Below are 20106 nucleotides of genomic sequence, written 5' to 3' on the forward strand. Positions count from 1 at the left end.
TCAACCCATTTAACCAAGGGCTAACCACCCAACAAAATCACTGTGGAGAAGTACCATGCAAGTTCAGAAAGAACCGCGCTTAAGCATCAATAACCAACATAAAGACCCTAAGCCAGAATTCGGCTTAGTGTTCTTCGACAGTCCTAGAGGTTACGCGGTCACGCGCCATGAGTTCCATGAAGAACAAATGCAAGGTGGCGTGATCATTGATACCGATGCTGTGGTTAAGCTGCTTGAAAAAATCAAAGACACTAACGATGCAGCAAAGGCAGCAGAAGCCAAAGCACAAGCTAAAGGCTCGGAAGTCGCCAAGTACTCCCTAATCCCTCAAAATGTCTTATTAGAATCAGATCGATTGCTTGTATGGCACACCCCTGCGACTAAATGCCCGATGTGGTACAGAATGTCAGGCACTCACCCAAAGGCACTTCGTAATGTCACTTGGACACCGTTGCTCTTTGTTCTGAATAAGCACAGCGAAACACTGTATGTGTTTGCCTTAGAAAGTGATGAACGCCCAACCCTCGACACAATGACTTATTACGCGCCTCTGGCAAACGTCTTTGATAGTCATTACTTGTGTCAGGGGTCAGCTCCCCTACCGAAGCAACTTAGCTCAAGCAACATCAAAGAAATTCAAGATACGTTGTACATGAGTGCATTTGATGGTTTTAAGCATAACCTCGCTATCAAGCTTCCAGACGACATCCCCGACCAACGTGCGTTTTGGGAAAGTAAAAACCTAACAGGTGAGCTGGTGGATGTTGCTAATGAGCTTTATCCATACGAGAAACTAAGCAAAGTACTAGAAGAACTATAAGACTAAGGGAACAGATATGACTAATTCAAAATTTGGCTTCGAAAACACAGCTCGTACATTCTACGTCCCTAGTGATTGGGTAGACCGTAAACTCAAAATTGCCCTCGTAGGTTGTGGTGGCACTGGCTCTTCGATTTTGACCGAGCTTTTCCAAATGTTCGGGATCCTCACCAAGTTAGGTTGTGATGGATTCGAGGTGACAGCCTATGACGGTGACCTTGTTTCTCAAAGCAATGTTTTTCGCCAAAACTTCTGGCAACACGATGTTGGCAACAACAAAGCTGATGTTCTGATCACGCGATTTAATCAATTCGGTGGCGTTAACTGGAAATCAAAACCTGTTTTCTTCACTGGCGAAATGGCAGCTACTGAGGAATATGACCTACTAATCACGGCTGTAGATAAAGCATCCGTAAGATATGAGATTGGTCGCGCACTTGATACCTCGGTTAAACGTGCTCTATGGCTAGATATGGGCAATGATAACCATCAATCAAATGTCCTGCTCGGTAATGCGAGTCGTCAAAAGTTCTACGGTGAAAAACGACTTCCAACGCCTTTCGAGTTGTTTGGTTCGCAATGGGAAGAAGCCGCAAAAACTGAGGTCGATACCGCTTCATGTAGTACCGAGGAAGCCATTCAAAAGCAGACATTCGGCATCAATGGTATGACTGCACGTGCGGCAGCTTCAATGCTGCTATTTCCCTTACTTCGCTTCGGAAAGCTTGAGCATCACGGTTTATTCATCGACTTGCATCAAGCCGAGATTACCAAAATGCCGGTAGATCCTTTGCAGTGGTCTTTCTATGGCTACCAAGAAGAAAATATTAATTAACCAACTATTGCAGGGGGTCGCCCCTGCATTTGCTTTAACCAAGGAACATGAATGAAAAAGAGAGAGCAAGACACAAGAGAATACTTCACGAATATAACTCAAGCTATTGATGCGGCTTACGAGTCGTGGGTAAAACAAGCGACTGATGAATTCCCTGTACTGAGCATTCTCAAAGATGGTGAGCCAGTTCCTAACCCCATTTATCGCCACGCAGCGCGATATGGTCTAACTGTCATACTTCATTCGGTGCAAACAATCTGGTCGTATGCCGCTGACATCGTTGGGGCTGACGTTGATACTTCTATCAAGCGACACGACAACTTCCTGCACTTGACCAACATGACGTTCTTACCGGCAGAGATTGGCAGACACGCCTATTCTGCGTCACGGTTGCTGACCTACCAAGCTACGGCCAGTGAACGTGCTAGTGACGAAGCAACTCAGCCAATACCAGACAGTGAGTTTAGTACTGCGGCTCTAGACCTGTTTATGCTTGATCGTAAAATGTCAGCGTCAATGTTTGACTTTGTAGGGCCAAAACTGGGGATCAGTGGTGTACCAGTAGAAAAAGCCTATGTGCCTTTAGAATATCGAAGTGAAGTGTTTAAACGAGTTCTATCTTCCCTGTTCAGCGAATTCGAAGAGATAAAAACCGTTGATACAGGCTTTCGACTGATGAATGAGCAACACGAAGACATTATCACTCATTTATCGAGAGCTGCTTTTGCAAGTCTTGCATCAACAAAGCCTTGCTCTAAAGGTGGTTGCTCAATGCATCGCTATTACCATGAGCATTATCAAGACTAACGCGGGAACGCCCACCAGCCTTCAATTTGTCGGGGCATATTTTCAATATCTAAAGCAAAGGCCACTTTTACAGTGGCTTTTGTCTTATAACTCACCTAAAGGTCTTTGATTGAGTCATTTAAGCGCGACAGGTTGATGTACTGCTTCCACCCCTTTCCGTTCCACTTCTCTTTTGGGTCATCTTCCTGCCCAGTAAGAAGGATTAACCCCTGACGATTATAAATGTCAGTTACCGGGTCAACGCTTGACTGAGGTCTTAAGAAACCCGTTAAAAGACGTCTATTCCCTGTTTGAATTGAAAAGTCTCCAGGTACATTAATTACTGCAGCAAACTTTATTTTATGCGCTTTTGCTAACCGACTATCCTGCTTCACTACCAAATCAACCAAGCGGTATGTATGGCACTGATTTGAGCATATGGTGCTGAAAAAACTGTTGGTGCTCTCAGTCAGTCTTTGGAAGGATTGTTCATAATCTTCATCGCGGTTCACGAGCAAAATGCCATACACAATTTTATGCGTTAATTCGTACTTCTCTGGTGTATGAACAACATCTTGCACAACCGGACCAACTGCTACGTTTTCTTGTATGGCCGCGTCTTCCATGAATGCCAGTTCGTTCATACCAACCCAAATTAACTTTGAGTTATGGGTGGTCTGTGCATATTCCATAAGTGACCTATTCATGTTTTGCTGCTGCAAGTTGTCGTAACATTGATTCTGCACTTTTTAGATGCACTAACCGTTCACATACGCGTTCGTCCGTTATACCTTCATCGCATCTGGATTTGAGTTCTTTGTTGAACAACTCCAAGTATGCCAAAGCATCTTTTTGTTCCTTCAAGCTGGTGGATTCCGTGGCTTTGAAAGCAAAATCTTCTACTAATTGGACATTGAAATACTCAGATTCCCTTCGCATCTCTGGGTACTGTTCCATGAAGTACTCAGCAGTATCCGCGAGCACTTTTGTAATCCCTGTATCGTTTTTACTAACAGCCACCACAGAAGCACTAGCCGATAGAATTGCACCCGTGAGGATGACTTTCATCAATGTATTCATATCAACCTAAACGTTATTTTTAATATCGAAGTATTTTATGTTTCTATTGCCATAATACCACGCTCTTGTGCGTTTGAAACTCTGCAGTATCTTGGGAATTCAAATAGCGAGTAAGGCGAATAGAAATGATTAATGCAGTTAACACTATCGACGTAAAAGAGTTGGATTCATGGGATACATGGAAACAAGATCTTATAGACTTTGACGGTGAAATCACACCTCTTACATTACGTTCAGTGGATGCAATCTATCGCTATCTTATACAAGGCTACACTTACCAAATTCAGTACAGCTCAGGCAAGGACAGTGAGACTGTTTTAGGGTTATTCTTGCTTGCGTTAATGCGTGCTAAGCGTGAAGGTAAAGCTATTTCAAACGCCCACTTTTTGGTGCATGTTGATACAGGTATTGATAACCCTGAAATTCGTAATCTTGCCCAAAACAAAATCAACAGCCTTGATAGTTTCATTATGGAAAACTCGCTTCCTTTAGTGACCTACATTGCACACCCTAGCTTATCTTCTACATGGGCTTCTCGCGTTCTTGGTGGTCGTGGCCTACCAACCTTTGTTTCATCAAAATTCCGTCAGTGTACCCATGAATTAAAAATCACTGGCGCTAACCGAGTTGTTTCTAAACATACAAAATTGATGTCGAAAGAGCAGAAAGCAAAACTGATCATGCTTCTTGGCTCTCGTGACTTGGAAGGTACTATCCGCAAAAACAACATCGCCAAAATGGGTGGTGATGACATCAAGATCAGTAAATCAGGTAACAAGTATTCTCTATACCCTATAAAAACTTGGTCATCAGCTAATGTGTGGGAGTACCTGACCTATTCGGGTAACCGCCCAAGTTCAGTGCTACCAAGTTACCTTGAAGACCACTACCAGACGGTCGACATTTACCGCGATAGCGGCGCGGGTGAATGCGTAGTTTTCCAAGCGGATACTGATACAGACGGTGGAGCTGGACAAAGCTCGTGTGGCAGTCGTCATGGTTGCGTATATTGCCTCGCCTCTCCAGCTGATAAATCTATGCTTACATTGCTTGAAACTGATCCAGAACGTTATGGTTATATGACGGGCTTGAACCGCGTACAGCGCTTTCTTGAGCTTACGCGTTACAACTGGGATATGCGTCATCCTGTTGGCCGAACAATTAACATCGGCGGGTACATTAAGATTCAGCCGGACGTATACTCACCTGCTGTTCTTAAACGACTTCTACACGCGATTCTTAGCTTCGATTATCTTGAACAAAAACGAGCTGCCAAAATTAAGCAGAAGGTACTTAACGGCACATTACCTGAGACAGAATACAACCTGCGTATGTCAGAGCCACAATTCCAGATCATTGATGAACGCCAACTGATTGCTATCGAGATGCTTTGGTCGCTACACCACTTCCAGAAGCGCCCATTTGAAGCGCTTGATATATGGCATCAGGTTTATACAGATGGTGAGCTTGAGCTGCTAGAAGAAGTAGATAGCATGGTCGCCACCCCTAAAACTCCCCAACCAGCACCATTTTGGTTGCATGTTGGCGAATGGGGTGACAACTCTGGCCTTGATGGTTTAAGCGACAATATGACGGAATTCGCTTACTTTGATAGTCACCAAGACCAAACTCACCGCCTAGTGAGTACTAAGGAAGGTTTACGACGTGTTGTGGACTACGTTGAATCAGAGTTGTTTGATGTCGACATCGATTCAGCGCGATTCATTGTCAACGAAGAGTACACGCGGCTTCGTCCAAAAGCCCATGACGGCTATTACACGCCTTATTACGCGGCTGCATATTTACTTCGCTTTGGTGCTGTACAACTAGGAAAAGGTCAGGCTGCACGCTATCACGAAATGGCTCAACGCGGTCAGACCTACCACACGCTTGGTTTAACTGGCCAACTATCTATGGAAGAGATTGCCAACAACCCTAAATATCAGGGTTTAATCCTTGATAACAAGGCGTACAAAGTACTTGCTGCAGAATTGAAAATTGAACAAGACAAGGCTGCAGAGCTCGAAGCTATTCGAGAAGAAAAAGAACAGAGAATCGCTGCGAAGCGTAAAGCTTGGGCTAAAGCCAATCCGAAATTGGCAGCAAAAGCCAAAAGCCTCAAGAAAGAAATTTCGATGCAGCGCCACAACGAACAGTCATTCAAGTCTCTGTTTGTCATGGCCACCAGCATTCATGCTGAGATTCAAGTTGATACCATTTCAGGAAACCTTAACAGTGACAAGCTTCCCCGTCGTTTAAAGGTGCTGAACGGCCTTCGTAATGAGATCACTTCTCTACGTGAGATTCAAACTGAAAAGTACATTCAGAAAGGCTACAAGCATCAATTAGAGATGAATGAAAAATGGTTAACTATCCTTGAATCTGGAAACTTTGATCATTTCGATTCCGATCATCTTGCTGATTACGCCCGGATTGCACCTGCCCAGTTCAAACAAGAGCTTCGAGACAGCATTCAGCGATGCAAAGCGTCACTAACCGGTTGGTATAAAGGTGGTGGCCATAAATCATCTTGTACGCAGGATAGAAATATCGTCATCAAGGTTCATGAAAAAGACCAAATTGAATTGGACCTATCTGTTTTTCTAGCCGCTTAATACCGCGACCAAAAGCACCTTGGTTTCTATTTCCAAGGTGCTATGCAATCAAACAACCCCAGCTAAATAGCAGTAGTTATCATCCGCTCAATAAAAAACAAACGTTTACATTAGCAACTGAATTGTAACAATCAAATGGAGGGGTCATGACGCGCCCTATTAAAATTACGCTCCTAGCAATTGCATTAGGTGCGGCTTTTGTTGGCTATCACGGCTATTCCGATAAAACTCTAAGTCCTACAGCTTCAAACAAACTGCAGGATACTGCGTCTGCCAGTCTGCCACCGGCAACTGAGTTCTTAACTGATGAAGAGATTCAGTCATCCCTAATCATGCTGAACGAGCACCCTGACCCATTAGATTTATTAAACATCGGTAATAATGCCCTCTCTGAGAACAATTACTTCGCAGCATACTCAGCTTTCAGCGCAGCCGCGCAAAAATACAATACCACGGCCATTATCAAACTTGCTGAACTACTGGAAATGGGAGCCATTGGCGGGAAGCCCGAAATTGATCGTGCGTTAAAACTCTATAACGTCGCATTTGATCTGGGGTCATTAGATGCGACTCTTATCCTTGCTAATTTCTATGAGCTGGGAATTAACGTACCAGAGAACGTTGATAAGGCATCACATTACTATCAAATAGCCGCAAATAAAGGGAATTCCAAAGCAATTCATTGGCTAATAGAGCGTGCTAAAAGTGAGCCTGCATTTGCAAGTCAAGAGCAGGTATTAGCATGGAACCTATCTCTAGTCGATCAAGGTGATGCCCTAGCAATGATTGACGCTGCCAACGCGTATTATATTGGGCTAGGTACTAAAATCGACAAAACTACCTCTATCAAATTATTAGAGAAAGCGATACAGGCCGACAATGATTCAGCAAGAGTTATGTTGGCAACAATACTTCTCGATGACCATGACATACAAACCGATCCAGTAAAAGCGACAGAGCTTTTGTCAATTTCTGCTGGCAACAACAATCCGAGAGCTCAGGCTTTATTAGGTAATGCCCTATCCGGTTTTAACGACTATAAAGAGTTTGGTATTGAACCAGATAACGAACTGGCTTTTAAATTGATCGAGAAGGCGCTGGACCAAAACTTACCATTAGCTCATGGGTACGCTGGAGATTTCTATCTAGCGTCATTTGGACCAGGTGTAGATCTTAAAAAAGCTGTTGAGCATTTCGAAGAAGGTGCGAAGTTGGGTGACCCAAAATCTATGATTGGTCTTGCTCTCCGACTTAAGTCGGGAACCGGTATTGATAAGGACTATGACCGCGCAAATCAGCTAATCGACCAGGCAATATCGATGAATTTCCCGGATGCGATTTTCCAAAAAGGCTTTGTCTATGAGAAAGGTGCTGGCGTTCCTGTTGATTATGCAAAGGCAATGGAGTACTACCATAAAGCTGCAGACTTAAATATATCCTCGGCGGCATACCATTTAGGTTTTATGTATGAACAAGGCTTAGGATTAATCGTAGATACCAACAAAGCTTTGGAGTGGTACAAAAAGGCAGATGAGTTAGGTGATATACGCGCAAAGCGCAAACTCGATACCTACCATAAAAATGGGTCTTTCGATGTTAAAAACGCTTGTGATCATTAATAGCCCAGCTGTTCAGCCAGTAATTATCACCACCTAAATACTACTACTTATTAAACACCCAGTATTTGAATAACCTCTACCCTTCTAGGTTACTTTGCAAAGTAACCGGAGGGGTCAATGAAACGCCCATTTAAATATTCACTATTGGCACTTTCTCTTGGTGTCGCTATCGCTGGCTACAAGGGCGTTTTACCCCTGCCATCTAGTGAAGCGACAACAAACGATAAGTTAGCCGTAGAAGTGCAAGATCAAATATCGGCAAGTGATTACCTAACCGCCGATGAAATCTCTGCAAATCAACTTACACTTGCTCAGCAACCTGACGCCCTTAAGCTAATTGAAGATGGCGACCAGGCGTTGTCATCTAATGATTATTTTGCTGCATATAAGTTTTATTCTGCAGCAGCACAAACCAAAAACACATCCGCAATTATTAAGCTGGCTGAGCTCCTTGAAATGGGTGCTATCGGCGGCGAACCAAAGATAGAGCGTGCACTAAAGCTATATCAAACTGCATCCGACCTCGGCTCTATTGATGCCACGCTACTTTTAGCAAGTTTCTATGAGTTAGGAATCAACGTACCAGAAGACATAAACAAGGCATCTGAACTATATCTAACCGCCGCAAACAATGAGAGTCCTAAAGCTCTTCGTTGGTTAGTCGAACGTGCCCGTTTTGAGCCAGGCTTTGCTAAAAAAGCTCAAGTGATGCAATGGAACCTCTCTCTTGTTAAAACTGGCGACATGAAAGCCATGCTAGATGCCGGTAATGCTTACTACTCAGGCACCGGGGTAAAGCAAGACAAAGAGATGGCACTAAAACTTTTCGAAGATGCAGCAGAACAAGGAAACGATTCTGCGCACACAATGCTTGCCGAGATCTTGTTGTATGACCATGACGTTGACCGAAATCCAGCTCAAGCTGTCGAGTGGCTAAAAGAGTCAGCGACCAATGGAAACCCTCGGGCTCAAGCCATGCTAGGAATTGCCATTTCATCCCTTAATGACTTAGCACCAGAAGGCATTACGGTTGATGATAAAGATGCTTTCCATTGGATAGAAAAATCATTAGAGCAGGATTACCCACTATCCCACTCATATGCCGGGCAGTTCTACCTGTCATCTACCGGAACAAAACAAGATATTCCTAGAGCAGTCGAGCATTTTATTCGCGGTACCGAACTTGGTAATGCTGATGCGATGGTTAATTTAGGTTGGCAGCTAATCCACGGCCAAGGCATCGAGAAAGACGAAAAGCGAGCTTTTGAACTGATTAGTGCCGCAGCTGACATGAACTATCCGAACGCGATTTACAACCTTGGCTGGATGTATGAGAACGGAATTGGCACCAAGCAAGACTATGAAATGGCAATAAAGCTATATCAAAAATCCGCGGATCTAGATGACCCATCAGGTACTTATAACCTTGCCGAAATGTATGAGAAAGGCCGTGGGATTAATGCCAATACCGAAGCTGCCCTTCGCTTATATAAGGAAGCGCATCGAATTGGTGATACACGCGCAAAAGAGAAATTAGATGTGTATGCAAAACAGGGAGATTTCCAAGTTGAAAATAACTCCAACGTTTAATCGTAAACTTGCGCTGATGATGGCTCTTATAGTCACAAGTCATCAGGCAAGTGCTAACTGTGGTGGTTCTCCACCAGCTGCCGCTCCTGTCCCATCATTGAGCAATACATCTAGCTCAATCAATGAAGACGGCGCTACGACAATGAACCCGGGCCTAAGCAGTTCTATTGCCATTACTGGACGTAGAATCAATAGCGGCCCTGCACATGGTACAGCAAGCTGGTCAGGCAATAATGTCTATTACAAACCAGCTGCTAACTGGTGTGGTCGAGATACATTCACCTACTCTGCTTCCAACTCTTCTGGTTGGTCTGCTACGCGTACCGCGACTATCAACGTGACCTGTGTAGTTGATGCTCCAGTACTTGGTAATTCGAACACCAACATCACAGAAGACACTAAAGGAACACTATCGCCAGGCATGAACCTTGACGGTGGCACCATCTCTGGGCGTTACGTGACGACTCAACCGGCTCACGGCTCTGTCTCATGGTCAGGTAACCAACTTGTTTACACCCCAACGAATAACTATTGTGGTTCAGATACTTTCCAATACCGCATTAAAACTCAAGGTGGCTACTCAAACATAGCAACCGGTACTGTTGGTATTGCTTGTGTTGTTGACTTACCGATCATTGGTAATGTGAGCGGTACGCTTGATGAAGATACTAACAAGTCTCTAAGTCCAAGCATCAACATTGATGGTGGTACAATAACTAAGAGAATTATCAAGTCTCTGCCTGCACATGGTACGGCAGTTTGGAATGGTAACAATCTTGTTTATACCCCGGATGCTAACTACTGTGGTGCTGACACATTCACGTATCAAGTGGCTACAGAAGCCGGCAACTCAAACGTAGGTACTGCAAACCTCAATGTTACTTGTATTGTTGATCCGCCGATTGTTAGTGACGTCTTCATTGAAACACTAGAAGACAACTCTAAGAGCGCGACACCGACTGTTAACCTTGACGGTGGTGACCTCGTATCACGTGACATCGAAGTTGCTCCAGCAAACGGAACGGTAATTTGGCAAGGTGCTTCACTACTTTATACGCCAAACCCTGATTATTGTGGTAACGATGAGTTCCAGTACAGCGTGACAAACTCTGCAGGTAAGTCTGAACTGGCGAAAGGTGACGTTTTTGTCGAGTGTGTCGTAGACGCTCCAATACTCGATGGTGTGACCGAAACTGTTATTGAAGATACACCGAAATTACTTTCGCCAAATTACAACATCGATGGCGGCGTAATTTCTAAGTATGACATCGTTTCTGACCCAGCAAATGGTACAGCTGAATGGGTAGATGGCAACATACTGTACTCCCCGGCAGAGAACTACTGTGGTTTTGATACATTTACCTACCAAATCACCACTGAGGGTGGCAAATCGAACATAGCAACATCAAACATCAACGTTGAATGCGTTCAGGATGCTCCTACAGTCGATGGACAAGAGGAAATCAAGATCACTGTGGAAACCACTAAGGATTACACGTACCTCGCTAATGACGTTGACGGTGATACCCTGACGGCCACAATGACTGAACTTAACAAATCGTCACTTCCTGAGTGGGCTAAGTTCGCATTTGATGGTTCAAAAGGTACTCTGACGTTGAGCCCTAGTGATACAGACATGGGTGATTACACACTTGAATTACTTGTCGATGATGGCCACAGCGGTATGGCAATGAAACGCATTGCGGTATATGTACGTGATGATCGTCCAGTAACTCTAACTTCTATCCTGCTTAAGACGTTCAGTATTCCACAGGAATTCGAAACACCAGCAGGTAAGAAGATGAACGCGGTGTACTTTACCGGCATTAAAGACAGTCTTGGTAATCTAATCACCGGTACATATGACCTAACCATCACGATGGATAGTTCAGTAACTTTCCCTGTGACTATTCTTGGCCAAAGAATTGAACCGGGTGTACCTACAGTGATTACCTATGACATTCCATCACCAGGCGTTGTTGATGTTAAAGCTATCCCGGTAGTAGCAGGTGAAGATGGTGTTGTTAACTTCCAAATCAGCTTTGATGTTAAGTAACAAAACTCCTTGTTAGACATAAACAAAAAGCCACCAGACGGTGGCTTTTTTATTGGCAATTACACTACATTTTCTTGTTGCTGATTTTTGCAATTAATTCCTTTTCATTATGCCACCACATTGCCACACCTAAACCGATTCCTATCCAACCAAAAGTATTTAAAATTACATTCTGCTCTATTAGGTAATGAACAATTAAAAGTGCCACACCGGAAGAGCCAATTACCCAATGCATATGTTTTTTCCCTTGTTACATGATTAGATAGATCCCGAAGACTGTAATGCTGATTTTTTGGCTGTGCGCCTTTTAACTAGATAGTTACGTAACATAAACCCCTGCACCACAACCACACACAGGATTAATATAAATACACTGGAGGTGATCGACAGTATTGCCGCAACATGAGGAATTACACTGCTACCGACAAAGTGATTCACTCCACCGAGCAACGTGCTCAAAAACTGACAGCCTAATCCGACAATAGCGATTAACAAACTAAGTCGGCTTGGTATATCCATCTTATCCACCATGAATGCAACCACGAACTTACTGCGTACCGCTTTCAAAGACTTCATTTACTCTTCTTCCTGTAGTCTATGCTGCCCTTTGTCAGCAAGAAATGATATGTGTATCCAAACGTCGACTTTCCCTATGATTTTCTTTTTCTTGAATCCGATTACCAACTGTATATGACTTTCCCTACCAGATTGCTTTGAGGGACAAAGCCCCAGAATCGACTATCCTGACTTTCATCTCGGTTGTCTCCCATAACAAAGTATTGACCTTCTGGAACTTTCCAGACTCCCTTTTCCATGTCTTTCTGAATGAAGAAGCTATCTATTCTGTCGGATTTAGTGTTATCGATCTGAATGGCGTTATCGAACTCAACTAACTTTAGCCATTTAGATTCCACAGTAAGCACTTTATCTTTGTATATAACCGTGTCGCCAGGGACGCCTACAATACGTTTGATGTAATTTATTCCAGGATTATCAGGCAGCATAAACACAGCTACATCACCATGCTCTGGTTTCTCCCGGTACAACAAAACATTGTGGAATAACGGGTCGCTCACCCCGTAGGCAAATTTATCGATCAACACTGATGTGCCAACCTTGTACGTCGGCAACATGGATTTTGTTGGGATTTTATAGATTTCAAAGAAAAACGAGCGTACTAGAAATACATAGAGGATAACGGGAAACAGCATACAAATGACTGAGATCAACACCGGGCGACGGGCTGTTAACTTGACGTCGCTAGTGACCTCACTATGCAATGTAACTATTGATTTATAGCGTGCAGGCATCCATACATGGCGCTCCAACAGCCATATGATTGCACAAACCAACGTAACAAACGCCAGTGTCAAAACGAAAAAGTTTACCACGGTAACCGCCATACATTATATTTTGAAAGTGTGGTAAATATTACCCTACACTCTACCTCTTGAAAATCTCTCAGTTTTGTAATGACGCAGACTTTATTCCCCTCACGCATCTTGCATGTTCAATATTCAACGTTAGAATTGCATTTTTCGTTAATTACAGGGTGAACAAGTGATAATGATACGTAAGGTCTATCAGATTGTTGCACACCACCTACACAAAGTGACATGGCGGTCGTTGCTCGGTGTCGTTGGGCTGCATTACGCGATTTGTTGGGCTGGCTTTTACTTATGTGGTGAATTTGAACTAATTCAACCTATTAATTTTATCCGCTACATGTCGGTATCAGGAAGCACAGTTGGGTTCGGCGTACTGACCCCTGTAACTGACCCAGGCTCATTGTTCATGGCCATCTACCAGTTACCGGTATCTTTAGCCATCTTCGGGGCGTTACTTGGGAAAATGATTAATCAAACACGGGAAATTATCGAGCGAAACATGAATGGAACCTCAGATTTTAATAGCTTTAATAAACACGTTCTCGTTGTCGGCTACCGGGGCGAAGAAACGGATTCACTGATCAAGTGCATTTTATCTGACGAACGACGCCAAAACGGAAATATTCTCTTATGCGTAAAAGATTCTTCAATGACACACCCTTTGCCTGACTTATCAGAGGTGTCCTTTGCTAAAGTCACCTCATTTTCAGATGTAAATGAACTTGAACGAATCGCGGCACACGCGGCAAATCGAGTAATTATCCACGCAGAGAATGATGAACAGACCTTGACGGCCTCTTTGTCGTTATCATCTGCTGTAAATGAAAAATGCCACATCGTTGCTTACTTTGATTCACCTGCGAACGCAGAGCTGTTAGACAAACACTGCAAGAATGTTGAATGCGGCACGAACCGGACATCATCTTTACTTGCACGATCGATGCAAGACCCCGGCTCTAGTCGAGTGATTAGCCAGTTGCTAAATCCTCTAACGGGTGCGACTCAATTTTCTCTGCAAGTCCCTCTTTTACACTCTCCAGTAAGCATTGGGCAACTATCCGACATAATGAGGAAAAGAAATAAAGCCACGTTGATTGCAGTTTCAACACTACAGTCTGGTGATGACGTAATCCTTAATCCCGATGAAAACCATTTGGTAGAGTCTGGTCATTTTATTCACTACATCGCCGCTAATCGAGTCATGAGCGATGAAGTTGATTGGCAAGCTGCTTAAACACGTATCAATGGTCGCTTTCAGCGGCCATTTTTTTTGCGCGTTTTAAAGTGCCTGCAAATATAGATCCTAATTAACAATGAAGGATTTAGACATGCCCAAACAGTTACTCTCTGTACCAATTGATTCTCTACAGCCTACAGTGCCTACAGAATCGCTCATAGAAGACTTCAAAATCAGTGCGAGGACTTCTATAGCTCGTAGCTCTCCATCGGCTCCACTCAAGCAGTTGCTCAAAGCAGGATTGATTAAAGGTAGTGTCTTGAATTATGGCAAAGGCAGAACTAGCCAAGATTCAGACGCGATTAACAAAGTGGCTTTTTGCCACGATTATGATTATGTGTACGCTCCCTTCCCGGAACTGCTGGGTAATTCATACGACACGGTATTTTCTGCTTTCGTCGTTAACACTTTACCACCAGCTGCACGTGACCATGTATGGAAACAAATGGCTTCGGTTTGTAAAGGAAAAGCGTACATTGCCGCTCGTTCTTCCACTGACCGTGGCTTAAAGGGTGTTCGTGAGCAAGACGGTCTAAGGACGCTCCGATCAACATTCCAAAAAGGTTACCTGAAAAACGAGCTAAAGCTGGAAGCACAACAGTATTTTGCATCCGTTAGAGAGATTCCAACCAAAGGCGCATTTCGATTAGTTGAGTGCTCACATGACTTCTTAGAGGTTACAGGGAACTCCACGCAACTTAGCCTAGTACAATAACTTACTGTTGAGCAGTCGCGCCGGGCTGCATAGAAGTCACAATCAATTTTCTCACCGAAGAACAATAACAGGCAGGTGTCTTGTGGGACTTCTGTCTGTTTATCTTCAACGTAGTTTTAATACCCCTAAACCTCCCCTCTTATTGCCCATATATCGCTATGTTTTCAGCTATTGTGCGATCTCCAATTGTAAATATAGTTGTTTTAAACCAACCAAAACACTGTGGAAATTTAAATGCAAAATCTACTTACGCAACCAGTTCAGACACTATCAACTACTCAGCTATCAGAGCTATGTGTTTACCTAAACAGCGAGTACCGTAAAGGCTCTCCAGTCGTGTCTGACGAATCATTTGACTTTTATGCTAGTGAGCTTTTTGCTCAAGATCCTGAAAATGTTTTCTTCTCACAACCACAACCTACTGACACCGCCGCTGACAATGCGAAAGGTCGTATAGGGCATCCAACCCCCATGCTTTCGACAGACAAGGCGTATGAACTAAGTGAAATCAAAACCTATGTTGATCGCTGCCATTCAATCGCTTCCTCAATTGGCATGAATCCAGAAGATGTTAAGTTCCGTGTCTTAGCAAAACTGGACGGTATTGCAGGCCGCTATGTAGCTTCCACTCGCCAACTTGTAACACGAGGCGATGGAACATTCGGTAACGACATTAGCCAACTGCTAGATAATGGGCTTGTGATTGTCGGTGACGCGAGTCGTGATGGCGTGGGTGAGGTGGTAATGCCTACTGCCTATTTCGAAGACAATCTAGCAGATGACTTCGCACATCCACGTAATTTCGTAAGCGGAGCAGCTAGTGCATCAACATATAGCGACGCGGCTTTAAAAGCTCTCAAGGACGGAGCCATTCACCTTGTACTGTACCGCGACATGCCAGTGATTGTAGTGAGTGGTGACGAACTACTGGCTAACCTTGATGAACTTGTACTACGCACAAAAGAATCATCTCCATATCCTTTGGACGGAACTGTCATTGAAGTTGAATCTGATGAACTCAAAGTAAAAATGGGTAGCAACAATCGCTACCACAACTGGCAAATAGCCAAGAAAGAGGCTGGTGAAACCGTAGATGTGGAAATCATTGGTGAAACACTTTCTGTTGGCAAGACTGGTCGTATTACCCACGTATTCACTATCCCACCAACGGAACTGTCTGGTGCAGTGATTACAAAGATTTCAGGGAAGAATGCAAAGTACGTGAAAGACCACGGTCTAGGTATTGGAGCAAAATTTCGCTTGATAAGATCTGGTGAAGTTATCCCAAATCATTTAACAACTTTAGAGCCTGTAACCCCCAACATTCCAACTAACTGTCCGTGCTGCGGTGAGCCGACAGAATGGCTTAAAAATCCTATGACTGGTATTAACACATTCATCGCGTGCAAAAACATTTCATGCCCTGCACAACAAGGTCGCGCTATCTCGCATCACTTCAAAATGCTTGGTATTGACAACTTTGGTAGCGCAACGATTCAGCGTCTAATTGACAATGATTTCACGTGTTTTGAACAGATTTATCTAATGAACGAAGAGTCATTTATCAATATTGGTTTTGGTTCGGGACAAGCTGCCAACCTTGTATCTGAAATTCAACGAGGAATCCGTGAGCCTATTCAAGATAAGTTCCTTGTCGCTAGTTTAGGTATTTCAAAACTCGGTCGTTCAGCGAGTATGAACATTCTAAAACACTTCCGCATTGACGAACTGGGTAGCCTTACTGAGAGTGATTTAAGTGCTATTCATGGATTCGGTAAGAAAAACTCAAAGCACATCTCAGAATCGCTTACAGCGCGTCGTGACTCTCTGAACTTTCTTTTGTCTCGTGGCTTCAATATCCAGCATACACAGGACATTGAAAAGGAATTAAGCGAGACATCTGCGAATGGCTCACTAAGTGGCGTTAACATCGTATTCACTGGCACTATGAGCGGTAGCCGCGATGAAATGCAGGCAGATGCGAAATCGAAAGGCGCTAACGTTCAGAAATCTATTAACAAGAAAACGAATGTACTTTGCTGCGGCGAGAAAGTGGGACAGAAAAAATTAGAGCAATCTAAAGAGCTTGGTGTTGAAATCATCTCCGAGAGTGAATACTGGGAGCGCTATAAAGACTAACCATCTCCTACCATACAAGGCCAGCTTAAAACGCTGGCTTTGTTCATTGCGGGTTGCAGCAAGTAACGTAGCCTAATTAAATCATCCAACAGCTCATTGAGATACAAATGAACAACACACAGAACAACTCAGATGCACACCGCTTTGATGGCACAGTTTCACTAGCCGTTTTTCGCAACAAGATTGAATCGCTATATTCTGACTGTAGTATAACTACCGAAAAGCATAGTGAGCACGGTTCAGACCTAACCTTGTTTTATGTGAATGACGGTCACTGCGGAACATGGCAAGCAGGATCTGGCGTTATTTTCTCTGTCTCTCGTGTAGAGAGGAACATCAAAGCATCAAGAGATCTTACTGATTTCATGTCTACGATAGACGTGCCTAAAGATCTCTAAACATCGACTATCACAACCGTATGACTGGGAAGAAAATGAGTGTAAACAAGTCGAACTTGGTTTCATCTGTGAAATACCGGTTTATATCAAAATCGGATGTAGCCGTGAAAATCCACGTCCATTTACCTGATGACACTACAACCTTTCAAAGTATTGGATTCATAAAGAGTAATGAACGATTAGCGTTAATAAAGGCTGTTAAAATACGTGACGAGATTGGCGAACGAGCTTGGGGTAAGTACTGGCATCAAGTATTAAGAGATAGGTATCTCTTCACACGGTTGCCTCATACACTTGAACCAAAGATCATATTTAAACCACGGGGTGATACCATTGATGAATGCTATTTGGCTAAATTCCCTGTTGTTGTTAATGGTCAAAGAAAGATGAAGTCTGTTGTACGTTCGATCAGAAACAGAGGTAGAGAGGAAGCCTACAAACAGACCAAAAAGGCAATCTTGGATGGCTACAAGGACGTGCTTGACATAATGCTGTTTATGGGGCGAATCACGGCAGACGACTTATACCTAACCCTACCCTCTGGCAAAAAATAAATTGCATTTATTTCTAAGCTGCCCTTGCAGTACACCAGAGAAAATTTCTATGCTTCTTTTAAATAAAAAAGCAAATGAAATATATCAAAGCTCTAACAGTGCTGATTAACGCGCTAACAAAGTTGATCAAAACCCTCGATGACAAACCAATACTGGTACAACTCTCTGTTCTTGTATTGTGCCTAAGCATATTGACCGCCACGGTTGGTATTGTCTTAACGTCATAAAAGCTAAAGGCGCATTCTATGATGCGCCTTTACTTTGGGCTAAGCGTACTCGGCTTCTAATATTTCAAATGAATTTCGCTTAAGCTCTAATACTTCCCCAGGTTCAGGTGGTTTCAATACCGATTTAGGACAGAATAACACTACGTTGTCATAATCACCTCCAACTCCTATATACGATTCAAAAATCGCTATGGCCTCATGTGCCCCGTAAGCAACTTTAGCTGCATACCCTTGTGATAGGAGCATCCGTAGAGTAGCCAATTGGTGAGGCTTTAATGCATTTCTGGCTTCTGATATTGAGCGATATGAATCAACAGGTCGTTTAAATTCAATGTATAGCCCATGAAACCCTAGTTTTGGGCAGGCAAATTGGCAGTCTGGCCAACCAGCTTTCTGCCCTTCTGCGCACAACCTGAAACGCTCACCTTTGCGTCTAAAACCGCCGTTTGGTGTTGCTGCTAAAAAATTGTAATACTCAGGATAACGCTCATATACGTAGTCAAAAAATAGAGTTTGCTCGTAATGCTCCCTGTCTTTAGAAATCAGGTCTGGACGTTCGTCTAAACGGATGATCTCTTGCTTATGTGGATTGGTTTCAATTTTTTCTTGCTGTGCAGTAAGGTCATTGAACTCTACAAGTGATAGGGTTCCGTTTTGAGGTAGTTGCTTTGCACTAACTTGCCTGAACCCAGTTCGACGCTGTTTACTGGCTGTTTTACTATTGCTGCCAGTATGCTTGCCACTACCGTATGTGGACTGCGCAAGTAACGCCAGTCTCTCTGCTTTCGGGAGTACTGCCATCTTTAGAATCAGCCCTCTGAATAGCCCGCGCTATATGCGTCAAAGGCTTGGCTATAACGCTTATATCGATTGTTGTATGGCTTATTGTTTTCAGCATCTGCACGTCCTGCCTTGTATGCAGAGCTAATTTTTAGCACTTTCACAACAGGAAACAGTGGTGACGTTAACGTAAGAAAACTCGTGACCAGGATTGACCACAATGGCGGCTCAATTCCAAATGCGCCTGTAGCGCTAACCGCAATAGTTACAACCATTAATCCGTGAAAGAGCCAAGACTCAAGAATGTTTTGGATATACAGGCAAAACAGGAACAGAGTAGATTGTTTCTTGCTTAAATGACCTGATCGATGTCTTTCTAGATACTGCTCGATTGTACGGCTTCTCAGATAACCATTTTCAAAATACACGTATTACTCCGCTTTCAATATTTAGCGTTATTGTAACACCATGAAAAGTTAACATGCTATTTTTACCTGTAATGAATCCCCTACTCTTCTCAATTCGAACATAGTTCTCAAATCCGATCTCCTGAACAAATCAGAGAATTTTTTCGCACCATAACGTTTATGATGGATACTAGGGTTTAGTGAACGTACACTTCTATTAACACTGGCGGTCATAGCCCAGCCATCAGAATTCAAATTCTGTTTAATGGCCTTCTTAAGTAATTTGATAAGCTTTAAAAGCGGCCCAGAAAGACCGTGAGGACGTTTGTTTTCTTCTACCACCTCGTTGTAGCACCAATAGTTATTGCAAGCCATACGGAAGCTCTCAGGAGCCTTAGCTTCACCAAACCCCTGAACATCGACCCCCAAGTTTCTGAATCGTCGAGCTAGAACTGCGAAATCAGAATCCGAAGTGATCAAAGCTACTTGGTCAAACTCACTGCGTCGCTCATACAGCAAGGTCATTGCATCTACCACTAAAGATATGTCACTACTGTTTTTCCCAGCAACAGCCCCAGGTTCATTAACTAAAACCATGCTTTTAGAGATGGCGTATTTCTTCCAGGTCTTGAGCCCCGGCCTTGAGAAGTCACCATACACACGCATTTCTATAAGGTTGTCGGTTCGTTGAATAAACTTAGTCACTTCACTCAGTTTCTTGGCTGAATAGTTCTCAGCATCAATCAAACAGATCGTTCTTTTCATCGGGTCTTGCTCCACATTTTTCTAGGTTAAGCCCAATGAAATCATGGAACACTCAACCTGCAAGGCATAAAAAACGCGGCAATGGCCGCGTAATT

The 20106-nt window shown here is 43.4% G+C and carries 20 protein-coding genes; 12 read left to right on the forward strand and 8 right to left on the reverse strand.

What is annotated here, in order from left to right:
* Nucleotides 1-55: 55 nt before the first annotated feature.
* Genes R7Z50_RS14505 through R7Z50_RS14515 form a run of 3 tightly spaced genes read left to right on the forward strand, consistent with a single transcriptional unit; the run spans nucleotide 56 to nucleotide 2462 of the window.
* Nucleotides 56-820, forward strand: coding sequence for a hypothetical protein (locus R7Z50_RS14505; RefSeq protein WP_053409845.1), 765 nt, complete (start codon nucleotides 56-58; stop codon nucleotides 818-820).
* Nucleotides 821-836: 16 nt separating this feature from the next.
* Complete coding sequence (locus R7Z50_RS14510; protein ID WP_053409844.1) at nucleotides 837-1655, forward strand: PRTRC system ThiF family protein; 819 nt, start codon at nucleotides 837-839, stop codon at nucleotides 1653-1655.
* Between the two features lie 51 nt (nucleotides 1656-1706).
* Nucleotides 1707-2462 (forward strand): hypothetical protein, encoded by a 756-nt coding sequence (locus tag R7Z50_RS14515; protein ID WP_053409843.1) that lies wholly within the window; start codon nucleotides 1707-1709, stop codon nucleotides 2460-2462.
* Between the two features lie 95 nt (nucleotides 2463-2557).
* Here the strand turns inward: R7Z50_RS14515 and R7Z50_RS14520 are convergent, their stop codons facing one another.
* A complete protein-coding gene (locus tag R7Z50_RS14520; RefSeq protein ID WP_079324396.1) occupies nucleotides 2558-3148 on the reverse strand; it encodes a hypothetical protein in 591 nt (196 codons plus the stop codon).
* Nucleotides 3141-3509: a hypothetical protein gene (locus R7Z50_RS14525; RefSeq protein WP_053409841.1), complete on the reverse strand. Its 369-nt coding sequence runs from the start codon at nucleotides 3507-3509 to the stop codon at nucleotides 3141-3143. Before R7Z50_RS14525 ends, R7Z50_RS14520 begins: the two co-directional genes overlap by 8 nt.
* A 137-nt stretch (nucleotides 3510-3646) precedes the next feature.
* Between R7Z50_RS14525 and R7Z50_RS14530 the strand changes: the two genes are divergently transcribed.
* The 4 genes from R7Z50_RS14530 (at nucleotide 3647) to R7Z50_RS14545 (ending at nucleotide 11401) form a co-directional block, all read left to right on the forward strand.
* Nucleotides 3647-6136 carry a phosphoadenosine phosphosulfate reductase family protein gene (locus R7Z50_RS14530; protein WP_053409840.1) on the forward strand — a complete coding sequence of 830 codons (2490 nt, stop codon included), beginning with the start codon at nucleotides 3647-3649 and terminating at the stop codon, nucleotides 6134-6136.
* Nucleotides 6137-6282: 146 nt separating this feature from the next.
* A complete protein-coding gene (locus R7Z50_RS14535) occupies nucleotides 6283-7755 on the forward strand; it encodes a tetratricopeptide repeat protein (protein WP_079324398.1) in 1473 nt (490 codons plus the stop codon).
* A 117-nt stretch (nucleotides 7756-7872) separates the two neighbouring features.
* Nucleotides 7873-9345 (forward strand): tetratricopeptide repeat protein, encoded by a 1473-nt coding sequence (locus R7Z50_RS14540; RefSeq protein ID WP_053409838.1) that lies wholly within the window; start codon nucleotides 7873-7875, stop codon nucleotides 9343-9345.
* Entirely contained in the window at nucleotides 9323-11401 is a 2079-nt protein-coding gene (locus tag R7Z50_RS14545) for a tandem-95 repeat protein (protein ID WP_189338765.1), read from the forward strand. The genes R7Z50_RS14540 and R7Z50_RS14545 overlap by 23 nt, the downstream gene beginning before the upstream one ends.
* Nucleotides 11402-11465: 64 nt before the next feature.
* Here R7Z50_RS14545 and R7Z50_RS14550 read toward each other — a convergent pair whose 3' ends face one another.
* The 3 genes from R7Z50_RS14550 to lepB all read right to left on the reverse strand — a co-directional run bounded on the left by R7Z50_RS14550 (nucleotide 11466) and on the right by lepB (nucleotide 12804).
* A complete protein-coding gene (locus tag R7Z50_RS14550; RefSeq protein ID WP_157052367.1) occupies nucleotides 11466-11636 on the reverse strand; it encodes a hypothetical protein in 171 nt (56 codons plus the stop codon).
* A gap of 23 nt (nucleotides 11637-11659) precedes the next feature.
* The gene (locus R7Z50_RS14555; RefSeq protein ID WP_053409836.1) at nucleotides 11660-11977 is read right to left on the reverse strand and encodes a hypothetical protein; all 318 of its coding nucleotides are present in this window, start codon (nucleotides 11975-11977) and stop codon (nucleotides 11660-11662) included.
* Nucleotides 11978-12078: 101 nt separating this feature from the next.
* Entirely contained in the window at nucleotides 12079-12804 is a 726-nt protein-coding gene (gene lepB, locus R7Z50_RS14560) for a signal peptidase I (protein WP_053409835.1), read from the reverse strand.
* 163 nt (nucleotides 12805-12967) lie between these two features.
* Between lepB and R7Z50_RS14565 the strand changes: the two genes are divergently transcribed.
* From R7Z50_RS14565 to R7Z50_RS14585, 5 genes are all read left to right on the forward strand, one after another.
* On the forward strand, nucleotides 12968-14023 hold the full coding sequence (locus tag R7Z50_RS14565) for an ion channel (protein WP_053409834.1): 1056 nt from the start codon (nucleotides 12968-12970) through the stop codon (nucleotides 14021-14023).
* A 94-nt stretch (nucleotides 14024-14117) separates the two neighbouring features.
* Nucleotides 14118-14741, forward strand: coding sequence for a class I SAM-dependent methyltransferase (locus R7Z50_RS14570; protein WP_053409833.1), 624 nt, complete (start codon nucleotides 14118-14120; stop codon nucleotides 14739-14741).
* Between the two features lie 234 nt (nucleotides 14742-14975).
* Nucleotides 14976-16880, forward strand: a complete 1905-nt coding sequence (locus tag R7Z50_RS14575) for a BRCT domain-containing protein (protein WP_053409832.1) — start codon at nucleotides 14976-14978, stop codon at nucleotides 16878-16880.
* 107 nt (nucleotides 16881-16987) lie between these two features.
* Nucleotides 16988-17278: a hypothetical protein gene (locus tag R7Z50_RS14580; RefSeq protein ID WP_079324404.1), complete on the forward strand. Its 291-nt coding sequence runs from the start codon at nucleotides 16988-16990 to the stop codon at nucleotides 17276-17278.
* A 35-nt stretch (nucleotides 17279-17313) separates the two neighbouring features.
* On the forward strand, nucleotides 17314-17832 hold the full coding sequence (locus R7Z50_RS14585) for a hypothetical protein (RefSeq protein WP_053409933.1): 519 nt from the start codon (nucleotides 17314-17316) through the stop codon (nucleotides 17830-17832).
* 266 nt (nucleotides 17833-18098) lie between these two features.
* Here R7Z50_RS14585 and R7Z50_RS14590 read toward each other — a convergent pair whose 3' ends face one another.
* The 3 genes from R7Z50_RS14590 to R7Z50_RS14600 form a co-directional block, all read right to left on the reverse strand.
* Nucleotides 18099-18860, reverse strand: a complete 762-nt coding sequence (locus R7Z50_RS14590) for a hypothetical protein (protein ID WP_053409830.1) — start codon at nucleotides 18858-18860, stop codon at nucleotides 18099-18101.
* Between the two features lie 8 nt (nucleotides 18861-18868).
* Nucleotides 18869-19114 (reverse strand): hypothetical protein, encoded by a 246-nt coding sequence (locus R7Z50_RS14595; RefSeq protein WP_053409829.1) that lies wholly within the window; start codon nucleotides 19112-19114, stop codon nucleotides 18869-18871.
* A 201-nt stretch (nucleotides 19115-19315) separates the two neighbouring features.
* Nucleotides 19316-20011, reverse strand: coding sequence for an NYN domain-containing protein (locus tag R7Z50_RS14600; protein ID WP_053409828.1), 696 nt, complete (start codon nucleotides 20009-20011; stop codon nucleotides 19316-19318).
* Nucleotides 20012-20106 lie beyond the last annotated feature (95 nt).

This window comes from Vibrio sp. 1249-1 (assembly GCF_033340495.1).

Excerpts from the sequence above, each read along its gene's own strand:
- R7Z50_RS14555 (WP_053409836.1), bottom strand. The coding sequence starts at position 11,977 with ATGAAGTCTTTGAAAGCGGTACGCAGTAAGTTCGTGGTTGCATTCATG.
- R7Z50_RS14575 (WP_053409832.1), top strand. The coding sequence starts at position 14,976 with ATGCAAAATCTACTTACGCAACCAGTTCAGACACTATCAACTACTCAG.
- R7Z50_RS14510 (WP_053409844.1), top strand. The coding sequence starts at position 837 with ATGACTAATTCAAAATTTGGCTTCGAAAACACAGCTCGTACATTCTAC.
- lepB (WP_053409835.1), bottom strand. The coding sequence starts at position 12,804 with ATGGCGGTTACCGTGGTAAACTTTTTCGTTTTGACACTGGCGTTTGTT.
- R7Z50_RS14565 (WP_053409834.1), top strand. The coding sequence starts at position 12,968 with ATGATACGTAAGGTCTATCAGATTGTTGCACACCACCTACACAAAGTG.
- R7Z50_RS14550 (WP_157052367.1), bottom strand. The coding sequence starts at position 11,636 with ATGCATTGGGTAATTGGCTCTTCCGGTGTGGCACTTTTAATTGTTCAT.
- R7Z50_RS14530 (WP_053409840.1), top strand. The coding sequence starts at position 3,647 with ATGATTAATGCAGTTAACACTATCGACGTAAAAGAGTTGGATTCATGG.
- R7Z50_RS14585 (WP_053409933.1), top strand. The coding sequence starts at position 17,314 with ATGAGTGTAAACAAGTCGAACTTGGTTTCATCTGTGAAATACCGGTTT.
- R7Z50_RS14535 (WP_079324398.1), top strand. The coding sequence starts at position 6,283 with ATGACGCGCCCTATTAAAATTACGCTCCTAGCAATTGCATTAGGTGCG.
- R7Z50_RS14505 (WP_053409845.1), top strand. The coding sequence starts at position 56 with ATGCAAGTTCAGAAAGAACCGCGCTTAAGCATCAATAACCAACATAAA.
- R7Z50_RS14580 (WP_079324404.1), top strand. The coding sequence starts at position 16,988 with ATGAACAACACACAGAACAACTCAGATGCACACCGCTTTGATGGCACA.
- R7Z50_RS14540 (WP_053409838.1), top strand. The coding sequence starts at position 7,873 with ATGAAACGCCCATTTAAATATTCACTATTGGCACTTTCTCTTGGTGTC.
- R7Z50_RS14520 (WP_079324396.1), bottom strand. The coding sequence starts at position 3,148 with ATGAATAGGTCACTTATGGAATATGCACAGACCACCCATAACTCAAAG.
- R7Z50_RS14570 (WP_053409833.1), top strand. The coding sequence starts at position 14,118 with ATGCCCAAACAGTTACTCTCTGTACCAATTGATTCTCTACAGCCTACA.
- R7Z50_RS14600 (WP_053409828.1), bottom strand. The coding sequence starts at position 20,011 with ATGAAAAGAACGATCTGTTTGATTGATGCTGAGAACTATTCAGCCAAG.
- R7Z50_RS14515 (WP_053409843.1), top strand. The coding sequence starts at position 1,707 with ATGAAAAAGAGAGAGCAAGACACAAGAGAATACTTCACGAATATAACT.
- R7Z50_RS14595 (WP_053409829.1), bottom strand. The coding sequence starts at position 19,114 with ATGGTTGTAACTATTGCGGTTAGCGCTACAGGCGCATTTGGAATTGAG.
- R7Z50_RS14525 (WP_053409841.1), bottom strand. The coding sequence starts at position 3,509 with ATGAAAGTCATCCTCACGGGTGCAATTCTATCGGCTAGTGCTTCTGTG.
- R7Z50_RS14590 (WP_053409830.1), bottom strand. The coding sequence starts at position 18,860 with ATGGCAGTACTCCCGAAAGCAGAGAGACTGGCGTTACTTGCGCAGTCC.